19 protein-coding genes and 1 pseudogene are annotated in these 21,409 nt (G+C 65.6%); 10 read left to right on the top strand and 10 right to left on the bottom strand.

Features of this window, described 5'->3' with window-relative positions:
- The first annotated feature begins 22 nt into the window (after window positions 1-22).
- The 5 genes from CA951_RS30080 (at window position 23) to ilvA (ending at window position 6,292) form a co-directional block, all read left to right on the top strand.
- Window positions 23-1,144, top strand: a complete 1,122-nt coding sequence (locus CA951_RS30080) for a CaiB/BaiF CoA-transferase family protein (RefSeq protein WP_087560325.1) — start codon at window positions 23-25, stop codon at window positions 1,142-1,144.
- A 177-nt stretch (window positions 1,145-1,321) separates the two neighbouring features.
- Window positions 1,322-2,569 carry a CaiB/BaiF CoA-transferase family protein gene (locus CA951_RS30075; protein WP_087560324.1) on the top strand — a complete coding sequence of 416 codons (1,248 nt, stop codon included), beginning with the start codon at window positions 1,322-1,324 and terminating at the stop codon, window positions 2,567-2,569.
- Between the two features lie 11 nt (window positions 2,570-2,580).
- Window positions 2,581-3,768, top strand: coding sequence for an acyl-CoA dehydrogenase family protein (locus tag CA951_RS30070; protein ID WP_087560323.1), 1,188 nt, complete (start codon window positions 2,581-2,583; stop codon window positions 3,766-3,768).
- Window positions 3,765-5,009: an acyl-CoA dehydrogenase family protein gene (locus CA951_RS30065; protein WP_087560322.1), complete on the top strand. Its 1,245-nt coding sequence runs from the start codon at window positions 3,765-3,767 to the stop codon at window positions 5,007-5,009. The genes CA951_RS30070 and CA951_RS30065 overlap by 4 nt, the downstream gene beginning before the upstream one ends.
- 20 nt (window positions 5,010-5,029) lie before the next feature.
- Window positions 5,030-6,292, top strand: a complete 1,263-nt coding sequence (gene ilvA, locus CA951_RS30060; protein WP_087560393.1) for a threonine ammonia-lyase IlvA — start codon at window positions 5,030-5,032, stop codon at window positions 6,290-6,292.
- A 35-nt stretch (window positions 6,293-6,327) separates the two neighbouring features.
- On the opposite strand, the gene CA951_RS30055 is transcribed toward ilvA, so the two are convergent.
- Window positions 6,328-6,972, bottom strand: a complete 645-nt coding sequence (locus CA951_RS30055) for a TetR/AcrR family transcriptional regulator (protein WP_087560321.1) — start codon at window positions 6,970-6,972, stop codon at window positions 6,328-6,330.
- 77 nt (window positions 6,973-7,049) lie between these two features.
- On the bottom strand, window positions 7,050-8,135 hold the full coding sequence (locus tag CA951_RS30050; RefSeq protein WP_087560320.1) for a zinc-binding dehydrogenase: 1,086 nt from the start codon (window positions 8,133-8,135) through the stop codon (window positions 7,050-7,052).
- A gap of 312 nt (window positions 8,136-8,447) precedes the next feature.
- On the opposite strand from CA951_RS30050, the gene CA951_RS30045 reads away from it, so the two are divergent.
- Entirely contained in the window at window positions 8,448-9,908 is a 1,461-nt protein-coding gene (locus CA951_RS30045) for an aldehyde dehydrogenase family protein (protein WP_179220363.1), read from the top strand.
- Window positions 9,909-9,958: 50 nt separating this feature from the next.
- Here CA951_RS30045 and CA951_RS30040 read toward each other — a convergent pair whose 3' ends face one another.
- Window positions 9,959-10,708 (bottom strand): SDR family NAD(P)-dependent oxidoreductase, encoded by a 750-nt coding sequence (locus CA951_RS30040; RefSeq protein WP_087560318.1) that lies wholly within the window; start codon window positions 10,706-10,708, stop codon window positions 9,959-9,961.
- Between the two features lie 2 nt (window positions 10,709-10,710).
- Entirely contained in the window at window positions 10,711-11,826 is a 1,116-nt protein-coding gene (locus tag CA951_RS43570; RefSeq protein ID WP_179220362.1) for an FUSC family protein, read from the bottom strand.
- Between the two features lie 988 nt (window positions 11,827-12,814).
- On the opposite strand from CA951_RS43570, the gene CA951_RS30030 reads away from it, so the two are divergent.
- Both CA951_RS30030 and CA951_RS44560 read left to right on the top strand, forming a co-directional pair.
- Window positions 12,815-13,348: a MarR family winged helix-turn-helix transcriptional regulator gene (locus tag CA951_RS30030; protein ID WP_087560316.1), complete on the top strand. Its 534-nt coding sequence runs from the start codon at window positions 12,815-12,817 to the stop codon at window positions 13,346-13,348.
- A 73-nt stretch (window positions 13,349-13,421) separates the two neighbouring features.
- Window positions 13,422-13,610 (top strand): annotated as a pseudogene (locus CA951_RS44560) (GABA permease); the annotation flags it as partial.
- Window positions 13,611-13,782: 172 nt separating this feature from the next.
- Here CA951_RS44560 and CA951_RS30020 read toward each other — a convergent pair.
- The 3 genes from CA951_RS30020 to CA951_RS30010 form a co-directional block, all read right to left on the bottom strand.
- Window positions 13,783-14,052, bottom strand: coding sequence for a WhiB family transcriptional regulator (locus CA951_RS30020; RefSeq protein WP_256974149.1), 270 nt, complete (start codon window positions 14,050-14,052; stop codon window positions 13,783-13,785).
- 256 nt (window positions 14,053-14,308) lie between these two features.
- Complete coding sequence (locus CA951_RS44555; protein WP_256974148.1) at window positions 14,309-14,470, bottom strand: hypothetical protein; 162 nt, start codon at window positions 14,468-14,470, stop codon at window positions 14,309-14,311.
- A 212-nt stretch (window positions 14,471-14,682) separates the two neighbouring features.
- Window positions 14,683-16,194 carry an aldehyde dehydrogenase family protein gene (locus CA951_RS30010; protein WP_179220361.1) on the bottom strand — a complete coding sequence of 504 codons (1,512 nt, stop codon included), beginning with the start codon at window positions 16,192-16,194 and terminating at the stop codon, window positions 14,683-14,685.
- 224 nt (window positions 16,195-16,418) lie between these two features.
- Here CA951_RS30010 and CA951_RS30005 point away from each other — a divergent pair, with 224 nt between their 5' ends.
- A complete protein-coding gene (locus CA951_RS30005; protein ID WP_087560390.1) occupies window positions 16,419-17,108 on the top strand; it encodes a GntR family transcriptional regulator in 690 nt (229 codons plus the stop codon).
- Between the two features lie 120 nt (window positions 17,109-17,228).
- On the opposite strand, the gene CA951_RS30000 is transcribed toward CA951_RS30005, so the two are convergent.
- Genes CA951_RS30000 through CA951_RS29990 form a run of 3 tightly spaced genes read right to left on the bottom strand, consistent with a single transcriptional unit; the run spans window position 17,229 to window position 20,372 of the window.
- Entirely contained in the window at window positions 17,229-18,689 is a 1,461-nt protein-coding gene (locus tag CA951_RS30000) for an APC family permease (protein ID WP_087560314.1), read from the bottom strand.
- Between the two features lie 31 nt (window positions 18,690-18,720).
- On the bottom strand, window positions 18,721-19,029 hold the full coding sequence (locus tag CA951_RS29995; RefSeq protein WP_087560313.1) for a hypothetical protein: 309 nt from the start codon (window positions 19,027-19,029) through the stop codon (window positions 18,721-18,723).
- A 44-nt stretch (window positions 19,030-19,073) separates the two neighbouring features.
- A complete protein-coding gene (locus CA951_RS29990) occupies window positions 19,074-20,372 on the bottom strand; it encodes an NAD(P)/FAD-dependent oxidoreductase (RefSeq protein WP_087560312.1) in 1,299 nt (432 codons plus the stop codon).
- A 283-nt stretch (window positions 20,373-20,655) separates the two neighbouring features.
- Here CA951_RS29990 and CA951_RS29985 point away from each other — a divergent pair, with 283 nt between their 5' ends.
- The gene (locus CA951_RS29985) at window positions 20,656-21,246 is read left to right on the top strand and encodes a TetR/AcrR family transcriptional regulator (protein ID WP_087560311.1); all 591 of its coding nucleotides are present in this window, start codon (window positions 20,656-20,658) and stop codon (window positions 21,244-21,246) included.
- Window positions 21,247-21,409: the final 163 nt, after the last annotated feature.

Below are 21,409 nucleotides of genomic sequence, written 5' to 3'. Positions count from 1 at the left end.
ACCCAATAGATCGGCGCTCCCCATGACGACCCCTCCCCCAACCGCCGGGTCGACCGGTCCCCTCGCCGGCCTCCGAGTTCTCGAGCTCGGGGGTATGGGACCGGCGCCGTTCGCGGCAATGACTCTCGCCGATCTCGGCGCCGACGTCGTACGCATCGAGCGACCGGCAGCGCGCGATCGCCCGCCGCGGGACGGGTCCCAGATCCTCCACCGCGGGAAACGGTCGATCTGCCTGGATGTGAAGGACGACGCCGATCGTGCGACCGTGAAGGAACTCGCGGGCCGTGTCGATGTGGTGATCGAATCCTCGCGTCCCGGTGCCGCCGAGCGGCTCGGCATCGGCCCCGACGATCTGCACGCCGTCAATCCGCGGCTCGTCTATGCCCGGATGACCGGCTGGGGCCAGGAGGGCCCGAAGGCAGCGACCGCCGGCCACGATGTCGGATACCTCGCGGGGACCGGGCTCCTCCACGCCATCGGCGGTGAGGAACGCCCTCAGATCCCGCTCGCTCTCGTCGGCGACTTCGGCGGTGGTGCACTGTATCTCGTGATCGGCATTCTCGCGGCCGTGCACGAGGCCAGACGCAGCGGCCGGGGACAGGTCGTCGACGGCGCGATCGTCGACGGCGCCGCGCATATGGGCACACTGCTGTACGGGATGCTCGACGCCGGCCGGTGGACGGACCGGCGGCAGTCCAACCTGATGGACGGCGGTACCCCGTTCTATTCGGTCTACGAGACCGCCGACGGCAAGCACATGACTGTCGGTGCGATCGAACCGAAGTTCTACGACGCCTTCGTCGAAATTCTCGCGCCGGATGAGGAACTGCCTTCTCGGCGCGACAGGTCGGCGTGGCCCGAACTCCGCGACCGCATCGCGGCACGGTTCCGGACTCGTACCCGAGACGAATGGACAACCCTGTTCCAGGGCACCGACGCCTGCGTCGAGCCCGTTCTGTCTCTCACCGAATCCCTCGACGACGATCACCTCCGCGAGCGCGGAACCTATGTCGACGTCGCCGGGATCCGCCAGCCCGCTCCCGCGCCGCGGTTTTCGCGAACGCCCGCGGCCGCCGTCCCACCACCGTGCACTCCCGGCGACCACGATTCCCGCAGCGTGCTCGCGTCGTGGGACGTGCGGTAGCCACGCCGAAACGAGCTCGTCCGGCCAGGACATCAGTCACGGGACAATCTCGAAACCCCATCGCTGCTTTCTGCTCCAGTTGTACCTGAATTGAATCAATGGCCCTACCACTGAGGGACCGGAACTTCTCGCGATGCTCCGCAGCGCACCCGCTCCCCACGGATCGAAGGACTTCACATGCCGCACGATGACAACCTCCAGATGCCCGGTGATCGCCTTCCCCTGTCGGGCGTTCGTGTCGTCGACCTTTCGCAGGTCGGCGCAGGCCCGTATGCAGCGTCTCTGCTCGGTGACCTGGGCGCCGATGTGATCAAGATCGAGCCCCCGACGGGGGAGAGCTTCCGATACATCGACAATCTGTTCGGCGTCGGCGACAGCGCCTACTTCTACGGAGTCAACCGCAGCAAACGGTCACTGACACTCGACCTGCACGAGTCCGAGGGGATGGATGTGCTGCGGCGTCTGGTCGCCGACGCAGACGTCATGATCGTCGGATTCCGGCCGGATGCCGTCACCCGCCTCGGGATCGATTACGAGTCGATGGGCAAGCTCAACGACCAGCTGGTGTATTGCCAGCTGACCGCGTTCGGCGAGGACGGGCCTCGTGCCCACCAACCCGGCATGGACCTGTTGGGACAGGCCATCGGCGGGATCATGGGCCTGACCGGTGAGACCGACGGCCCCCCGATCAAGGCCGGTGTCCCGATGGCCGACTTCGTCGGCTCCTTCCTGCTCGGATTCTCGATCGTCTCCGCGCTGCGTGCCCGCGATCTCAACGGTCACGGCCAGAAGGTCAGCGTGAATCTGCTGGACGGCCAGATCGCGATGCTCGCCAACATCCTGACGCACTACGACCGCACGAAGGTCCCTGTGCGACCGCAGGGGGGAGGTCATCCGCAGATCGCTCCGTACCAGCCCTACCAGGGCGGCGACGGCAAGGATTTCATCGTCGCGTGCCTCAACGACCGGTTCTGGCTGCGCTTGACCAAGGTCATCGACCGCCCCGAACTGGCCGACGACCCGCGCTTCGTCACCAATGCAGACCGCGTCGCGAACCGTGGGGCGCTCAACGACATTCTCATCCCGATCTTCGCGGAGCACACCGCCGCGAGCTGGCTCGAACGCCTCGACCAGGTCGCGGTGCCGTGCGGACCCGTTCACCGGCTCGAGGACGTCTTCACCGAACCGCAGGTGGTGCACAACCATTCCATCACCGAACTCGAGCACCCCGTCCACGGCCGGTACCCGGTCCCCAACACACCGTTCCGGCTCCACGGAACGCCCGCCCAGCCCCGGGGCTACGCACCGCTTCTCGGTGAGCACTCGGTCGAGATCCTGGGGGAGGCCGGCTTCACCCACGACGAAATCCGCGCACTGCTCGACAAGAGCGTGGTCACGACATCCACCGTCACCGAGCCGGCATAGACGGTGCTCCGATGACCACCACGACTGCGGACTACACCTGGCCCAGCGAACTCGCCGAACTGCGCGACGTCGTCGCGGCATTCCGTGAGCGCCACGCCGGCGAGGCGGCGGTGCGCACGCTCGCCGAGACGAATACACCACTCGATTCGCGAACCTGGCAGATCATGGCCGAACAACTCGGATTGGCCGGACTGACCGTCCCCGAGGAACTGGGCGGCGCCGGGGCGGGCTACGAATTCCTCGCGGTCGCGATGGAGGAACTCGGCAAGTCGCTCCTGCCGTCGCCGCTCCTGGCCACGACGGCACTCGCGATCGGCACGCTGATGCAGGCGGGCGACGCGTCAGCGCGTGAGCGTCTGGTTCCGGCCCTCGCGGCGGGGCAGATCACCGGCACGCTCGGTTACACCGGCGCCGACGGTCATTGGGACCCCGCGCGGAAACCACAGGTGCGGGCGACACGGAACGGGGACGGTTGGCGGCTGGACGGCACCGTTCACCACGTCCTCGACGGTGCCTCGGCCGATCTCGTTCTCGTGGTCGCCGACACCGACGAGGGTCCGTCGGTGTTCGCCGCCGAAGGTCCGCTACCCGGCCTCGTCCGCTCGCCGATGGCGACTCTCGACGGCACCCGGAGCCAGGCCCGGCCCGACTTCCACGACGTTCCGGCGGCCGCGGTCGGAGTGCTCGGTGCCGCGGCGCCGACGGTCGAGGCCGTCCTCACCCGTGCGGCCGTGCTGCTGGCGGCCGAACAGGTCGGGGGAGCGCAGTACTGCCTCGACACCGCGGTGGCCTATGCCGGGACCCGCACCCAGTTCGGCCGGGCAATCGGTTCGTATCAGGCGATCAAGCACAAGTGTGTCGACATGTATCTCGAAATCGAATCAGCGCGTGCGGCAGTATATTACGCTGCATCCTGCCTGACGGTTAACTCGGCCGACGCCGAGCCGGCCGCGTCGATTGCCAAGACGCTCGCGTCGGCGGCATTCGACCGCGCCTCCGCCGACAGCATCCAGATCCACGGCGGAATCGGATTCACGTGGGAACACCCGGCGCACTTGTACTTCCGGCGGGCGATCTCCACCCGCGCGCTCTTCGGAGACCCGCGCAGGCACCACGAAGTCGTCGCCGCCTCTCTACTGGACCGCACAACACGCAGCGACGCCTCGACGTCGCCTCCCGAATCCCGGAGGGTGCAATGAAGGTCGACGATGAACGTGTCGTCGTCTCGGACGACGGACTCGAGAACAGAGCCTTGTCGTTTCTGGCCGATCGCCGCCGACGCAGTCGCACGCAGGGTGCACTCGTGTGGGGCGAGGGGGATGACGGTGCGGTAGCGATCTGGGACGACCCCGATCCCGACGTCGAGCGTGCCGAACTCGACGTCGCGCGCACCTACCGCCGCACGCGCTTCGATGCCGGTTTGGGCTGGCTCGACGGACCCGTCGAGCACGGAGGCGCGGGGCTGGACGCCGCATCCCAGCGCCGTTTCGCGGCGCTCGAGGTGCAGTTCGACACTCCCTCACAGGCATTCTTCAAGCTCGACCGGGTGCTGACGCCGATCTTGCTCCGCTACGCGGATCCGGAGATCGCCCGGCAACACGTCCGAGGCCTGTTTCGCGGCGACGTCATCGGATGCGAGTTGTTCAGCGAACCCGGTGCCGGCTCCGACCTCGCGAGCCTCACGACGAAGGCCGTACAGGACGGCGACACCTGGATCGTCGACGGCCAGAAGGTCTGGACGTCGGACGCCCACTACGCCGATATCGGGCTCGCGCTGTGCCGCACCGAATCCCAGGTGCCCGGGCGCAAAGGTCTGACCGCGTTCCTGGTGGACATGCGGCAACCCGGCGTCGAAGTGCGGCCGTTGCGGCAGATCACCGGGGGCTCCTCCTTCAACGAGGTGTTCCTCACCGGTGTCCGCGTCCCCGATTCCCACCGAATCGGCGCCCGCGGACAGGGGTGGGAGGTGGCGCAGGAAACGTTGAAGATCGAACGCACCGCGATCGGTGTGGGGATGGGGCGGGGCGGTGCCGGTGTGGCCAACGGGGAGCGTCTGGTCGCGCTGGTCCGGTCCCTCGGCCTGGAGAACGACCCCATCGTCCGGCAGCGATTGGCAGAGGTAGTCACGGCGTTCCGGGCGGCGAAGCATCTCCAGCACGTCACCACCGCACGGCGCCGGGCAGGGGACAACCCGACGGCGTCTCCACTACTCGCGAAGCTGACACTGTCGAACAACCTGCGTATGGCATCGCGCTTCGTCACCGATCTGCTCGGTCCACGGCTCGCTGCCGACACCGGCGAATGGGGCACGTTCGCGTGGAACCAGTTCGTCCTCGGAGAGCCGGGCATGCACATCATGGCGGGCACCGACGAGGTAGTCCACAACATGATCGGTGAACAGGTCCTCGGGCTGCCACGAGAACCGCGACCGCAGCCGTGAGTTCCGAGACGGTCCCGGCAATGGTTCCGGCGCATCTGCCCGCGCTCTGTGTGGCCGACGTCGACGGGGCGGCGGAGCGGATCTCGACGGTCGTGCCGCCGACGCCGCTCGAATACTGCGAGCGTCTGTCGGATCTCACCGGTGCCGACGTCTACCTCAAACGTGAGGATCTCACCCGCGTCCGTTCGTACAAGCTGCGCGGTGCATACAACGTCATGGCACAGCTTTCCCCTCGCGAACGGGAGGCAGGCGTCGTCACAGCGAGTGCGGGCAACCATGCCCAGGGCGTGGCGTATGCGTGCCGGGCAATGGGGGTGGCGGGGCGGATCTACGTACCCACCCGAACTCCGAAGCAGAAGCGGGACCGTATCCATGCTCACGGCGGAGCGTTCGTCGAGCTCATTGCGGTCGGTGACACGTTCGACGCGGCGGCAGAGGCCGCGGCTGACGACGTCACTCGCACCGGGGCCACGATGGTTGCGCCGTTCGACGACACCCGTACCGCGGCGGGGCAGGGCACCATCGCCCGCGAGCTACTCGCGCAGTTGCCCTCGGTGCCGGACCTGGTCCTGGTTCCGGTGGGCGGTGGTGGTTGCCTTGCCGGAATCGGCGCCTACCTGCAGACCACGTCGCCGTGCACGTCGATCGTCGGGGTGGAACCGTCCGGCGCGGCATCGATGGCCGCCGCACTCGCCGCGGGCGGTCCGGTGACGCTGCCGGATGTGGATCCGTTCGTCGACGGGACGGCCGTCAAGCGCGTCGGTGACATCCCGTACGCGGTGGTATCCCGCCTCGACCGGATCACGATGACTCGGGTCGACGAGGGTGCCGTGTGCACGGCGATGCTCGACCTGTATCAGAACGAGGGCATCATCGCCGAGCCGGCCGCCGCGCTGTCCGTCGCGGCCCTCGCGGGACTGCCGATCGCACCGGGAACGACTGTCGTGTGCGTGATTTCGGGTGGCAACAACGATGTTTCGCGCTACAACGAGGTCATCGAGCGATCACTCGTGCACCGAGGTCTCAAGCACTACTTCCTGGTGGACTTCCCGCAACAGCCCGGCGCGCTACGCCGGTTCCTCGATCAGGTGCTCGGTCCCGACGACGACATCACCATGTTCGAGTACATAAAGCGCAACAACCGCGAGTTCGGTGCCGCACTCGTGGGGATCGAACTGCACGCGGCCGACACTCTGCCGTTGATCCTTGCGCGGCTGGACGCCTCACCACTCGAGGTGCAGCGCATTGCGCCGGGCACACCGGAGTTTCGGTACCTCATCTGACTGATGCAGTTCTTTCACCGAACCGCCGGGTGGTGTCAGCTGCAAGATTCGCAGTCCCGGCCGGTGTACCAGGCGGGTAGTAGTTCCATGATGTGTTCGACGAGTTCCTGAGGGGTGGCGTCGAAGTCGTCCTCGAGCCATTCGTCGAGGAACCCGACCACTGCGCTCGCGATCATGCTGGCCGCGAGGTGGGGTCGAAGCCCCGGCGGCCGTCGGGGGTTGTCGACGATTCCGGGTTCGATGTCGGCCGCCATCGAGCGGACCGCTCTCGTGTGCACTTTCCGGGAGAGGGGGAGCGCGAGAACGGCGACATAGAGGGAGCGGTGCTCGACGTAGTGGCCGACGAGCTGCTCATGTGATTCGCGCACCTGCGCGGGCCATTCGAGAGTGGAATCGGAGCGCACAGCTTCGTTGATCTCGGCCAGTTGCAGGTACGCCCGCTCGACGATCTGGAGGGCGAGTTCGTCGAAGCTCGCGAAATGGGAATAGAACGACGTCTTCGAGATCCCCGCTTCGCGCACGATCGCGGGGACCGAGATCGGCTCCTCATTGCGTGCGACGAGGGTCTCCACTGCCTCGAAGATCTTCGCTCGGGTCCGAGGCACGCGGGGGTCCCGCGATTCGCCGTGAGTCTTGCGCACGATCTGGATCGGCGACATATCGGCGGACTCCATCTCCATGCCATCAGAGTACGACCCGCCGGCGATGCGACCGGCGGGCCGGGCTCTCGAATGAGCACCCCACCGAATGGCTGTCTCTAGAACTTCGTGATCACCACGCGCGTGATCGACGGATCTGCGAGCGAGGCGTACCCCTCCGCGACCTCGTCCAGTGAGATCTCCTTGGAGACGAGGCCGTCGAGTTGGATCCTGCCCGACAGATACATGTCGACGTACCGGGGGACGTCACGCTGCAACACGCCCGAACCCATGTAGATCCCGGTGATCGTCTTCTGTCCCTGGAGCAGGTCGTATCCGTCGACGGTCATGGTCTGTCCGGGCGTGACGCCGACGACGTACAGTCCGCCGCCCTTTGCCAGCATCGCGATTCCCTGCTCCTGCACGGCCCCGATGCCGACGAAGTCGAACACGTAGTCGGCACCTGTTCCGGTGATCTCCTTCACCGCCGCGACGGGATCCGTCCGGGTGGAGTTGATCAAGTGCGTCGCCCCGAACTGCTTCGCCTTGTCGAGCTTGGTGTCGTTGACGTCGATCACGATGATCGGAGAGGCGCCGGCGATGACCGCGCCATTGACGGCGTGCAGGCCGACTCCTCCGGCCCCGACGATGACGACGCTCTCGCCCGCCTGGACGTCGGCAGTGTTCAGGACCGCTCCCGTGCCGGTGAGTCCGCCGCAGCCGAGCAGTGCAGCTTGGGGGAAGGGCATCTCGGGCGAGATCTTGGCGAGTTGGTTCGAGTGGACGAGCGCTTGCTGTGCGAATCCGCCGAGCCCGAACCCCTGGGTGACGTCTGCCCCGGGGCGAGTGAGCCGCGGCGCCTGCCCTGCGGCGCGGAGCGTGGCTTCGGGACGCAGGCACTGGTGGCTGCGGCCGCCCAGACAATTGGTGCAGTGACCGCAGTACTGGATGAGGGAGCCGACCACGTGGTCACCGACCGAGAAGTCGGTCACGTCGGGCCCGATCTTGGTTACCACACCGGCGACCTCGTGGCCGAAGACGGCGGGAACGGGGTAGCCAAGGTCGTAATTGGCCACACTCATGTCGCTGTGGCACAGCCCCGACGCCTTGACGTCGAGCAGGACCTCCATCCCGATCGGATCGTCGATGGTCACCTCCTCGGTGTGGAATCCACCGCCGAACTCGTTGACGACAACAGCTTTCATACCTGAAACTCCTTGTAACGCGGAAGGGCTCGCCGAAAGCGTAGGGGGCGAACGGGGGGGTGACCGTTGGGATGCGCCCACTGTACAACTTCTGAACCGCAGTTCGGAATCTTTTGAACTGAAGTCCGGAAAGTCTGGCGCAAACGGGGTGTGCCGGGATACTGTCGTGACGGAAATCGAATGTGGCGCAGACCACGTCTGTCGGAGTCGAGGGCATCGACGTCGGTCGGCGACACGTGTGTCGCACCACGACGCGAACTCATAGTGCATCCGTTCGAGCATCGAAGCTCGTGCGGTGAAATGGAGACGAAAATGACCGTAGAAGCTCCCACCCAGCATGTCGCGAAGGAAGAGTTGGAGCGGATTCTCCGAATCCAGCGCGACGCCTTCCTTCGAGAAGGGCACGTCAGCGCCGAGGTTCGGCGCGACCGGGTCAGCCGGGTGGCAGTGACGATCCTCGACAACATCGACGCGATCTCCGAAACCCTCAGCCTGGACTACGGATTTCGGCCACCGGAGCTGACGAAAGCGTTCGAGGCCACATCCTGGATCTCCGATGTGCAGGCCACCCTGGCGTCGCTCGAGGAGTGGATGGAGCCGACCGACGTTCCCGGCGGCTTCGTTCAGCAGAAGCCCAAGGGCGTGGTCGGCGTGATCGGCGCGTGGAACTTCCCGATCATCCTTGCTTTCGAGCCGGCCATGGCCGCTCTCGCCGCAGGCAATCGCGTGATGCTGAACTTCTCCGAATTCCATTCTCGAACAGGGCAGCTCATCAAGAATCTCTTCTCCGAGAGCCTCGACGAGACCGAGTTCGCGGTGATCAGTGGCGATCTCGCCACCGCCCAGGCGTTCGCAGAACTCGAGCTGGACCATCTGTTCTTCACCGGATCGCCGGGCGTCGGTGGCCTCGTCGCCCAATCGGCGGCAAAGAACCTGGTTCCCGTCACCCTGGAACTGGGTGGAAAGAACCCGGTCGTCGTCGCGCGAGACGCCGATCTGGAACTCGCGGCGCACCGCATCGCGGGCACCCGCGCCCTCAACAGCGGACAGATCTGTCTGTGCCCCGACTACGTTTTCGTTCCTCGGGAACGCAGGGACGACCTCGTCGCGGCACTCCGCCAGGAATTCGAGGCGCTGTTCCCCGACTTCCTCCACAATCCCGGCGTGGTCTCGATCGTCAACGACCGAAATTACGACCGCGTGGTCGGCCTCGTCGAGGACGCGGTGGCAAAGGGCGCGACCAAGATCGTCGTCGCCCCCGAGACCGAACTGGGCAACCTGCCCGACCGGGCATCACGACGCATTCCACCGACGATCCTGCTCGACGTCCCGGAGACGGCAACGATCTCCCGCGAGGAGATCTTCGGACCGATTCTCCCCATCTATATCTACGACACCATCCAAGAAGTCGTCGACTACCTGCAGGAACGGCCCACCCCGCTGGGGTCCTACTGGTACGGGGAGGACACGGAGGAGTTTCGCACTTTCCTCGACCACACGAACAGCGGCGGAGTCACTCGCAACGACGGCATCTACCACGCCTTCCTGCCGGGCGCCCCGTTCGGCGGGCTCGGCAACTCAGGCTCCGGGGCCTACCACGGCAGAAACGGCTTCGACACCTTCACCCACCGACGCACCGTGGCGAACGTGACCCAGGAACGCGGGATCTCCGACGGACTCAACGGACGAGCCCTGCTCGACGAGGAATTCCAATTCGCGATCGACCAGGCAGTCGCCGGAGCTGCCAAAGCCTTTCGCCACTACCTGAAGTAGCGGGGTCGGGGGTGCCCATGCGCCGCAACGGCGGGTCGGACGGTCGATGCTTATCGGACCATGCCGAGTCCACCGTTGACAGCGAGCGCTTGGCCGGTGATGAAACGTGCTCCGTCACCGGCCAGGAAAACCATGACGGGGGCGAAGTCCAGTTCAGGGTCACCGAGTTTCCCGCCGAGAGGAACGCTGGAATAGATGTTGTCTCGTTCGGAAGCGCCTGAGGTGGTCATCGGCGTTTGGATCGCCGGAATCACTGAATTCGCGCGGATTCCGAGTGGTCCCCACTCTGCTGCGATGGTGCGTGTCCAGGCCATGACCGCGCCCTTTGTCGCGGAGTATGCTGCCAGTCCCGGCATCGCCGTGAGGCCGGCGTCGGATCCGAAATTCAGTATCGTTCCGGATCGGCTGTCGCGCATCGAGGAGAATGCTGCCTGGTTGGTAAAAACGGTTCCGCGAAGGTTGATACCGAGTAGGAAGTCGAGGTCTTCGTCGGTGAAGGTTTCTGCGGGCCGCGCTCGTTGCACACCCGCCACGTTGACCAAGACGTCGAGTCCGCCAAGGAGATGGACTGCTTCGTCGAACGCGGCGTTCACCTGCGCGCGGTCGGAAACGTCGGCGTGGAGGTATGAGGCGGTCCCCGGACCTGTCGAGGTCGCTTCGGATGCGGTTTGCCGACCGAGTTCGTCTTTTACGTCGATAGCGGCCACGGTTGCGCCTTCTCGGACGTAGGCGCGCACGCATGTGGCGCCCATGCCCTGTGCTGCTCCGGTCACGATGATGCGTTTTCCTTCGAGTTGCATGACTAGCTCGCTTTCTTCGGCTTCATCTCGATACTCAATTTCTCGGACAGTGCTTCCAGTGACTCGTGTAGTCGACAGCGCAGGTCGGCACATTCTCCAAGCGCTCCCACCCCGTGCTCAGGAAGCGAGCTCACCACTCGACGGGTGTGTATGCAGTATTCGTCGTATTTACGGAGTGCTACACGAATGTCGATCGCCGACCGCCCCCTGCGAAACACTCTCAGAGGCGCGGCGACAACGGCTAGCTGGCGCGTGTGTTCTTCGACCAACTTGCCCATTCTCAGCAGTTCGTGGCGGTCGACCGGCCGTTGGTCGTGGATATGGTCTGCGGCGGTGTTCAGAAGTTCACGGATCGATCGGAAGAGCTGTTGTCGCGCATGGGTGATCGCGTCGGTGGTGCTGATTGGGACGACGAGGGTGGCCACGAGTACCGCGACGATCGACCCGACCAGGACCTCGGCGATGCGAATCGCAGCGAAATCCGAATTGAACTGTCCCATAATGTTGTACATCTCGGAGACCGCCAGGCTGGTGCAGAGCATCAAGTAGACGTAGGACACCGACATCAGATAGTAGCCGACTGCACAGCACAGCAGCGCGATGCCGATCACCACGATGGGGTGGGCGCCAGTCGCAAGTACAATCGGAATGGCAAGCACCATGCCTGTCAACGTTCCGATGGCTCGATAGATGGCCTTCGCGGCGATGTCGCCGCGGGTCGAGGGGCCGAGGAAGATGATGAACGCCGTGAGGGCCGCCCAGGTGTAATGCTCAACGGACAGGAGGAGTCCCGCGGCCGCCGCGATGGCGACGGCGAGGGAGGCCTGTACTGCCTGACGTGTTGCGAGATGCCAACTCGCGGTGCGTGGACCCCCTCGTGGTCTCACCATCGGCGCGATGCTCGCGGAACCGCCGAGTGATCCGTCGGGGGCCATGGATGCTGCCGGAACGAATTCCACGAGCAGGTGCTCGTCCGATGTTGGGTCGTCTCTGCGAAGTGTGGCCAACGCGATGGCGTCGGTGGCAAAGCGAGCCAGATCTACGGACTCGCGGCCGTCGAGGAGTTGGTTCGACCGGGTGATGGCAAGGTCGGAATCATGGCGAGCCAGTGCGGACACGATGCCGTGGACGGCACGGGCGCGTAAGTCGTCGAGGCGGTCGGCTGCGTCGCACGCAGTGCGAACGACGGTATCGACAGCCGTGTGCATCCGGAACAGATGGCTGCGAATGCTGTGCGGTGTGGTCTTCGGGAATGAGGCGGCCTGTCCGAGCCAGCCATCGGCGAGCAGGGAGATCTCGGTGAGGTGCCGACTCCGGTTGAGGATCCGTTGGGCTGCGCGGCGTCTTCGGGTCATGTTCGTCTGGCGCAGTATTGCCTCGGCGTCAGCGAGAATTGCGTCGGTCTGCGCAGTCCACGCTCGAAGCACGTGGGCCAGTGCGTTCTGTGGACGGTGCGGCCGGAGCAGAATCGAGACTGCAAACGTGACGCATGCGGCGATGGGCAACCCTCCGAGGAGTATTACAGTCTCGGCGAGCGACGGGGCCGCGAAGGCGCTGATGAAGAAGCCCGTCCATCCGGTGAGTCCGAGAACGCTGAAGTCGGGACCGAAGCGGCGGACACTCACTGCGATGAAGGTCATCAAAGCGAAGGCTACGATCTCCACCGCAATCCCGCCCAAAGCGGTTGCAACGCTGTGGATCAGTAGTCCGCTACCGAAGAACAGCGGTGCCCATAGTGCGACGCGTAGACGCGTCGCCCACACTGGATGTGCCATCGCAGACGAAGTCTGCATGGCCATGACGCCGCTGGTGATCATCGGCAACGCTGCCCCATGCGCGGGCGCGATGAGGGTTGAGTATCCGTACCCGGCGACCAGGGCAGCGCCGAGACTTGCGGTCGCTGTCACGGCCCTGCGCCAGGCGGCCCTGCCCGGGTCCAGTCGCGCGACCCGATCGAGCACCCTCGATGTGACTGTGGATGTGGGCACTGGCGACTCCAATTGGGGTGACGAGCTAAGCAAGAATATACCGGTATCGTACCGGTATTTTTAGATAGCGGTATGATACCGATAAATGGGCTCAAAGCTAAATTGAGAGTGGTGAGTGATGTCCGAACCGATCGATGAGGCACTCGAGAAGACTCGCGTACTGGGTGCAATCGAATTTCAATCCGCGGTGCTCGTACGGAACCTGGAGATGATCCGCCGGCGCGGTGACCTCTACGTCGAGGTCGATCGCGCGGGCTATCTTCTCCTGCGGATGCTCGATGCCCGAGGTCCGATGGATATCAGCGCGCTTGCCGGCGCGCTCGGGTTGGATCCGTCGACTACTGGACGTCAGGTCAATGCGGTCCAGAAGGCCGGTTTCGTCAAGCGGACGACGGCAACAACTGATCGTCGACGCAGTGTCATCGCTCTGACTGATCGTGGAATCGGCGCGATGGACGCGGTGCGACGCCGCCGCCTCGACGGGACTGCGGACATGCTCGACGAGTGGAGCGAGGCGGATCTCCAGCAATTGGCGACGGTGTTCTCGCGGTACAACGAGGCGATCGTTCAGCTCTACCTGTCGTCGGAGCGGGAGCATTCCGCGGACAGGGGGGCCCACGGCGACAGAGAAGGCGCGGTTTCCGACAGCTGAGCGCGGAACGGTCCGCTGCCGAACGGGGTGCCTCGAGGTCGGCAAGTCGCCTTTCGTCGATGCGCTGAACGTCATGGGAAGCCCGGGCGGCCCGGACACCATGAACGAGGTGGTCCTGGTTGCGGTGCTGTCCTGTCTGAATTCGAGTCTGTACACCGCCTCGCGCATGATGTTCGTGCTGGCCAATCAGAGCAACGCACCCCGTTCGGTCGCTCGGGTGGACAAGAACGGAGTTCCCCGCGGGGCGCTGCTGGCCGCGCTGTGCGTTGGGCTGGGCTGGGTTGCGCTCGACTACTTCTCGCCGACGACGGCGTTCGCATTCACCCGTCAACGCGTCGGGCGCCACGATCCTGATGGTCTACTTGATGATCGCGCTCTCCCAGATCAAACTCCGGTCGATGCTCGGCCCGGAGGCATGCGCTACGTGGCTCCGCCTAGTCTGCCGCGTCCCCGGAACGCTGTTGCCGTCCGGGCCTCGGGTGGCGGGAGGAGACGGTCAGGCGTCGTGCGGCGCTTCCGCTTGCGGTGTTCGTTCCGGGCTGCTGCCGCGACCTGCGGGCGGTCGAGAATCGACGATCGGCCTCGGTGGCACCGCCCCAGATCCCGTACGGCTCACGAACTGTCTGGGCGTAGGTGTGGCACTCGGTCACGACCGGGCAGGAATGACAGAACCGTCGGTGACCTCTCTCCGGCGACCTCGCCACAACTCGGAGGTCCTTATGGGCAGGCCGAATACTCTCGTTCTGCGAGAGATGAAAACGACTCCACTGCAGACTTCTTCGCCAAACCTGCTCGCGGACCGGGTATACGAGACGCTGCGCGGACACATCGCGCAGGGTCACTGGACGCCGGGGACGCAACTGCGGATCCGGGAGTCGCCGCTCTCGTGGGCACCAGCGTGATGCCGGTCCGGGAGGCGTTCCGGCGCCTCGAGCAAGCAGGTCTGATCGTCACGGAGCCCTACCGTGGAGCGTCGGTGCGGGAGTTGAGCATCGACGAACTCGAATACGTGTATGACGCGACGCCGTCGGGCACGGACTGTCCCGGTGGAGCTATCTCGCCGACCTCGTCGCTGCGGTCGAAACCCGCGACGGCGACAGCGCATTCCGCATTCTCGAACATGTGTGCCGGACTTCTCGGTCTACCGTGCGGGGAATTCTGGATCCACGGTCAGCCTGAACCTTCGAGCACATCGTCGGACCATCACAGGATTTCACCGCTCGAACCGGGATCCCGGAAAAGAGCGTGCCGCCCACACGATTGCCCGTGTGGGCGGCACACTTTGGGCAGGACTCGATCGGCACCGTTGACGTCGGTTCGTGGTGCCGATCGAATCAGCGGCTGTGGTTGTGCATGACGTGCTTGGTGCGGGAGTAGTCGTCGAGGGCGTAGATCGACAGGTCGCGGCCGTAACCGGAACCCTTGAATCCACCCCACGGGACCTCGTTGGCCAACACCAGGTGTGAATTGACCCAGACTGTACCGGAATCCAGCCGCGCAGCGATGTCGTGGCTGCGGCGCGCGTTCTCGGTCCAGACCGAAGCGGACAGGCCGACGGGGACGTCGTTGGCGCGGCGCACGGCGTCGTCCTCGTCGGTGAAGGTTTCGACGGTGACGACGGGCCCGAAGATCTCCTCACGGGAGCACTCGGCGCCGTCCGGGACGTCGACGAGCACCGTCGGTGCCACGAAGTAGCCGGTCCCGGCCAGTGCCGTTCCGCCGATGGCGACCCGGATGCCCTGCTGGGCGGCGCGATCGAGGTATCCGACGACGCGATCGAAATGGGCCTTGGAGACCAGGGGGCCGATCTCGATGTCGTCCCCGGAGCCGGGTTCGCCGATGGCGAGTTCGCGGACCTGCGCGACGAAGAGTTCGACGAACGTGTCGGCGACCGACTCGTGGACCAGGACCCGGCACGCTGCGCCGCATTCCTGCCCGGAGTTCCAGAAGCTCGCAACCCGCAGCGATTCAGCTGCCTCCTCGACGTTGGCGTCGGCGAAGATCACGACCGGCGCCTTGCCACCGAGTTCGAGGTGGACCCGCTTGAGGGTCTCGGCGGCGCCGCGGGCGACAGCGCGGCCACTGCCCACCGACCCGGTGAGGGCGATCATGTCCACGTCCGGGTGCTCGGCGAGCCGGGCGCCGACGACCGAGCCGCGGCCGGTGACCACGTTCAGCACTCCGGCGGGCAGCAGGTCGGCGACGAGTTCGGCGAACTTCAGGGTCGTCAGCGGGGTCTGCTCGGACGGCTTGATCACCAGGGTGTTGCCTGCGGCGAGGATGGGCGCGATCTTCCAGGCGGCCATCAGTAGGGGGTAGTTCCACGGGGTGATCACCCCGACCACTCCGAGGGGTTCGCGCAGGATCACCGACAGGTGGTTCTCGACGTAGTCGCCGGCGGCCATGGACGTGGTCGCGCGCAGGGCGCCGGCCATGAAGCGGAAGGTGTCGATGGTGCCGTCGACATCGTCACGGGAGACGGCGAGGGGCTTTCCGGCGTTCGCCGATTCGAGGCGGGCGAGCAGGTCGGCGTTCGCTGCGAGCCGGTCGGCGATCTTGTGCAGAATCTCCGACCGCTCCTTGGGGACCACGCGTGCCCAGGCTTCCGCGGCCGCTGCGGCGGCGCTCACCGCACGGTCGACGTCCGCGACGCTGCCCTGCGGGATCTGCGCGATGACGCTCTCCGAGCTGGGGTCGATCACATCGAACACGTCGCCGGGAGCAGCTTCGTCGAACGCGCCGTCGACGAAATGCGTGGTCGGGGGAAGATCGGCCGCAGTGATCAGCGGCGCCGAGCTGGGTGCACGGCGTACCGTCACGTCCTCGACGGGAGTAGAGATGGACATCGGTGGAACCTCCATGATCGTGGAACTCGAGCTGCAGCCCCGGTCCGTTGTGGATCCCGAGCCGATTACGGCTGGCGTGCACAGTGCGGGCGGAACGGCGTGTGTTTGCGGATCGCCCGAGGTGGGCGGGCTGCTGCGGTGCCTGCGTCTCACCTCAGCCTAAAATGTAATCACAGATCACACAAGAGGAGATCTGATCGCCGGTTAATATGCGATCTGTGGTCATGTCCAAGCGCGCCGAGCCGACACTTCTGACCGATCAGGTCTACTCGATGATTCACGAGTCGATCATGAACGGGGATCTGCCTGCCGGTGCCCGCCTGCGGGTGCGCGATCTCGCGGAGCAGGTGGGAACCAGCGTGATGCCGGTGCGTGAGGCGATCCGCCGACTCGAGGAAGCCGGTCTGGCCGAACGCGTGCCCCACCGGGGGGCGGTGGTGAAGGGCCTGACCCTCGCCGAGTTGGTGCAGGTGTACGACGTGCGCCGCTTGCTCGAGGTGGAGGCCGCCAGGCTCGGCGCGCAGCGGATCAGCGTCGAGGACTGCGACCGGATGCAGGCAGAGTTCACGCTGATGCGCGCCGCCGTCGACGAGGGACGCGTGGTCGCCCTCCTCGACCACGACGAGGCCCTGCTGTCGATCCTGTACGAGGCCGCCGCGAATCCTGTTCTTCTGCAGACGATCCGCAACCTGTGGAACCACTGCCGGGCCTACAAGATCGTGGGCGCGCAGGGAAGCCTGGACTCCGGGGGAGACGACCCGCTGTGGCGCTTCCAGGAGCGCCTCGTTGCTGCTGCCCGGGACCGCTCGGGTGAATCCGCCGCAGCGGTCAATGAGGAATCGCTCCTCGACGCGACCGACCGCATCAAAACGCTCCTGGCGACCGAGCAGGCTGCGTCGGCAGACGCCGGATAGTACGAAACACAATCCCTACGCCGTCGGCACCAGAATGTTCAGGCGTGGCCATCACGGGAAAGCCGCGTGGCCCGCTCGGGGAGCGGGCCACGCGGAACACCTTTCGAGAACATGAGCACGTCAGCGGAGCGTCCCCGGCGACGGAGGCGCCACCGCTGCGACCGGGGTGTCGGGAGTGGTGTCGCGCCACTGAACCGGGACGCGGTCCTGCACCAGGCGTCGATAGACGAACAGGAGCACACCGACCGAGAGCAATCCGACCCCGAGTAGCACCTCCTTCCAGCCGCCGGCGTGGGAGAGGTCGGGGTTGAGGACGCCGACGACGAGGATGAAGGCGTTGAACGCGGTGATGACGGCCGCGACCGGGATCCACGCGCGCGACAACCGGATCGGGCGGGGCCAGTGCGGACGATCCTTGCGCAGCAGGAGGAAGCCACTGACGGCGAGGGTGATCGCCAGAATGTAGCCGAGATTGCTGGCGATGAGGATGGCGACCGGGTTGCCGACGACAATCAGGATCAGCAGGTTGACGGCCATCGTGATCCACAGTGCCCGGCTGGGGACACCGGCGCGGTTGAGCTGATCGAGTTGGCGGATGGACATCTTTTCGGCCGCGATGCCGTAGAGGGCGCGGCCGGCATCGGCGGACGAGGAGACCATGCTCAGGAACAACGCACCGCACAAGATTGCGGTGATGACTCCGGACAGACCGCCGGACATCGCCTGCACACTGGCCACCCCGTAGGTGATGGGATTGTCGGTGATCACAGCCTCGCCGAGTTGGCCGGTGGTCGCGATCGGCACGATCGTGTACGCACCGACCATGAACAGTGCGATCGACGTCAGCGCCTTCGAGGTGTCGCGACTGGTGTCCTTGTACTCGGGTGCGAAGACGGCGCACAACTCCGAGCCGTAGATCGCCCAGGCGGTGACATACAGCCAGACGACGAACGTCTTCCAGCCGCCGTCGATGTGGGAGGTCAGATTCGCCGACTGCCATTGGCCTGTGACGAACGGGCCGATCGCGAGAACGGCAAGGACGAAGATGAATGCGGCACCGATGATCTGGTTGAACCTGACGGCAACCTTGATGCCTGCGACGTTGAGCACCGTGCACGCGACGATCGTGATCGCCGAGACCAGGTGCGGGAATCCGAACGCGACGCCGGCCACGGTGAACAGCGTCCACGTCGCGTCCGGGAACCACTGGGCCTGCACCAGCGACCCGATGGTCAACCCGACCAGTGAGAGCACCAACGCCCACCCGCACCAGTAGCCGAAAGCGGCGAGCGGCCCGAGTGGGGCGAAGTACCGCTTCCACGCCTCGGTCGCGAACATGGCGATGCCGCCGGGTTTGTCGGGGAACATTGCCGCCACTTCGGAGAAGATCTCGTTCTGCAGGAGGGCGACGGCCGAGAGGATCACGCAGATTGCCGCGGCGGGAATCGCGCCGAGCGCGCCGATGACGTATCCGACCGAGACGAACAACCCGGCGGCGATCGGCAGCGCGAGCATGAAACCGTGATACCAGCGCAGTGTTTTGTGCAATTGGTGTTGTGTTCCGGAAGGGTTCTCGCTCATGGCTTTTCCTCGCAGTGGGTGGGCGGTGGTGTCAGGCGAGCGGACTGACGGCAGACTCGGGGTATTCGGTGACTTCGATTTCGACGCCGTCGATGACGGCGAACATCTTCATGAACTCGGGGAGGTTGGCGGCGTCGGCGTTGGCGGCGTCGGCGGCCTCCTCGCTCTCGTAGATCCACAGATCGACCCAGCTGCCGTCGGCGCGTTTGGCGCAGAAGGGGACCGACAGCAATTTCGGGTGGGCGGCTTTGACTTCGGTGATCGCTGCCTTGCGGAGCGCGAAAAATTCTTCGTCGCTCGTCGTCAGGGTGAAGGTGACCAGTTCGGCGCAGTACGACATGAGGGGTCCTTTGGGTTTGTTGAGGAGAGTAGGGGTGGTGTGGGTCAGGCCAGTTCGGGCAGAATGCGGGCTGCGGCGGTCTTGGCGCTCTCGATCGCGCCGTCGATGAACCCGGCCCAGCCTTCGGCGTAATCGCTGCCGGCAAGGCGGATGTGGCCGTGTTCGGTGACGGCGGCGTCCTGGACGGCGGCGAGTTGGTTGGGTCGCAGCATCGGCCAGGTCTGTCCGGACAGCTCGTCGGCGACCCAGTCGTGTCCGTCGACGGCGACCACGTCCAGGTCGGGGATCCATTCGCGCAGAGCGGCTTCGATGGCGTCACGGTCGGTGACATCGATGCGCGTGGAGTCGGAGCCGAACGCCACGATGAGGCTGTCGCCGTCGATGTCGTACTCGTACTGGAAGAAGTTCAGAGGGCAGGAGCTGGGGCCGAGTCCGGCGATCTTGTCGAGGTCACCCTTGACGCGGACCCATACCTTCACCCCGGTCGAGGCCTGACCCTCGGTGGCGACCGAGACCAGGTCGCCGGGCAGCGCCGGGCTGAATTCGATGGTGTTCAGCACGTTCAGGGGGAGGGTGACGATCGCCTTGCGTGCCTTCAGGGTCCGGCCGTCGTCGACGGTGACGGTGACGCCGTCGTCATCCTGCTCGATCCGGGTGACTCGCGAGTTGAACTGCACGTCGGCGGTGGACTGGGCGGCGATTGCGTCCAGGAGCGACTTGGTTCCGTTCTTCAGCTTGTACGTGGCGCATGCTTCGAACATCAGCTGCCAGTTTCCGCCGGTCAGCGCGCACCAGCGCAGCGCCTGGGTGTAGGCGCCGACCTCGGGCAGGCCGCTGAAGGACAGGCCCCAGAAGCCTTCGACCAGGTCGTGCTGTTCCTCATCGAGGTTCAGCGCGGCAATCTTGTCCGCGATGGTGAAGTGATCGAGTGCCTCGAGCTCGTCACCGACGGGCCGGAATCGGTACGGGTTGGGCAGCAGTTCCGCCGAGCCGGCCAGAACCCCGGTCATGCCGGGATCCAGGAGGGCGAACAGTTGCTCGGCGGTGCCGGTGCGGACCTCACCCTCGGCCCGCCACAGCGCGCGCTCGGCGGCTGGGCTCGCCACCAGAGGAAGGTCGTAGCGGCCGATCTCCGCCCACACGTGGGGCTGGGTCCAGTGCACCCAGGTGCCGCCGATGTCCAGTTTCCGGCCCAGGGCGCTGTCGCGGGTCCAGGTGCGCCCGCCGAGCCGGTCGCGGCCCTCGAGGATCGTGGCGGTGATTCCGCGTTGGGTGAGTTCACGGGCGGCGGTGATTCCGGCGAAGCCGCCGCCGACGATGATCACATCGGTGTCATAGTTCATGGTGTTTCTCCTGGAAGCGAATGAGCAGGGCGAAAGGCACACGAGGAGGTGTCAGGGACAGCGGTGCAAGAAACATGTCCAAGTGGACAAGTGTGAGCGGTGGCACAAATATGCCCCATCGCGCCAAGTTGGTCAAGTGGACAACTATGGTTTCTTCCGGATGGATACCTGCCGTAACCTTCATGACACGCAGACCGCAGCCGTCACAGCTGGGCGTCCCGGATCTGCCGGGCGGTGCGAGACACCGGCGTCATGGCTCTCGATGCTCATGGAAAGGAGCGGCATGTCTGCCGTCGAATCGGCCGACTCGCGCCCGGCGCTGCGCTATGGCGAGAGGCGGACGGCGCTTCTCGCAGCTGCGGTGCGCGTGGGTGCCGAACAGGGCTTGCGCAATCTCACCTACCGCGCGGTCGCCCGCGAGGCCGGAGTAGCGCACGGTCTCGTCGCGCACCATTTCGGTACCCGCGATGTTCTGCTCGAGGAGGCGCTGCAGTACTCGCTCGCCAAGAGCGTGCCGGCGATCAGCGCACGGCCGGGAAGCGGGGACCTCGATGCGCTCTTCGACGGGATCGTGGAGATGGTGCAGACGCTTCCCCACGATCTCGCGTTCCAGTACGAACTGATTCTCGAATCACGGCGGCGGCCGGAGCTGCGGCCACACGTTCAGTCGCTGTACCGGACCTTCGAGCAGGCCCTCGCCGACGAGCTGGCATGCGGGGAAATGGACTTCGACCAGAACTTCGTGCACCTCGTCTTCGCCGCCCTGGACGGCTTGGTCTTCCAGCAGTTGTCGATCGCCGACCCGGAACGGACCGACGCTGCGCTGGCGCACCTGCGTACCCTGCTCGCGCTCGCCGGCCACCGCTCGACCTGACGCCGTTCGTCGACCAGTACCGGGCTCGGCGGAGAGGGGAGCCTGGCGGTGGCCGAGGGGGTCGCCACCGCGCGCCGACGAGGCTCACCGACGTCACGGTGGCTATCGCTCACAGCGAATGGAAGCCGATGCCGTGGTGTACGCGTTTCGGGATCGATGCCAA

Source organism: Rhodococcus sp. NCIMB 12038 (genome assembly GCF_002165735.1).
In the GTDB taxonomy this organism is placed as follows: Bacteria; Actinomycetota; Actinomycetes; order Mycobacteriales; family Mycobacteriaceae; genus Rhodococcus_F.
Note: the sequence above shows the minus strand (reverse complement) of the source record. Positions and strands in the feature narration are given on the sequence as shown.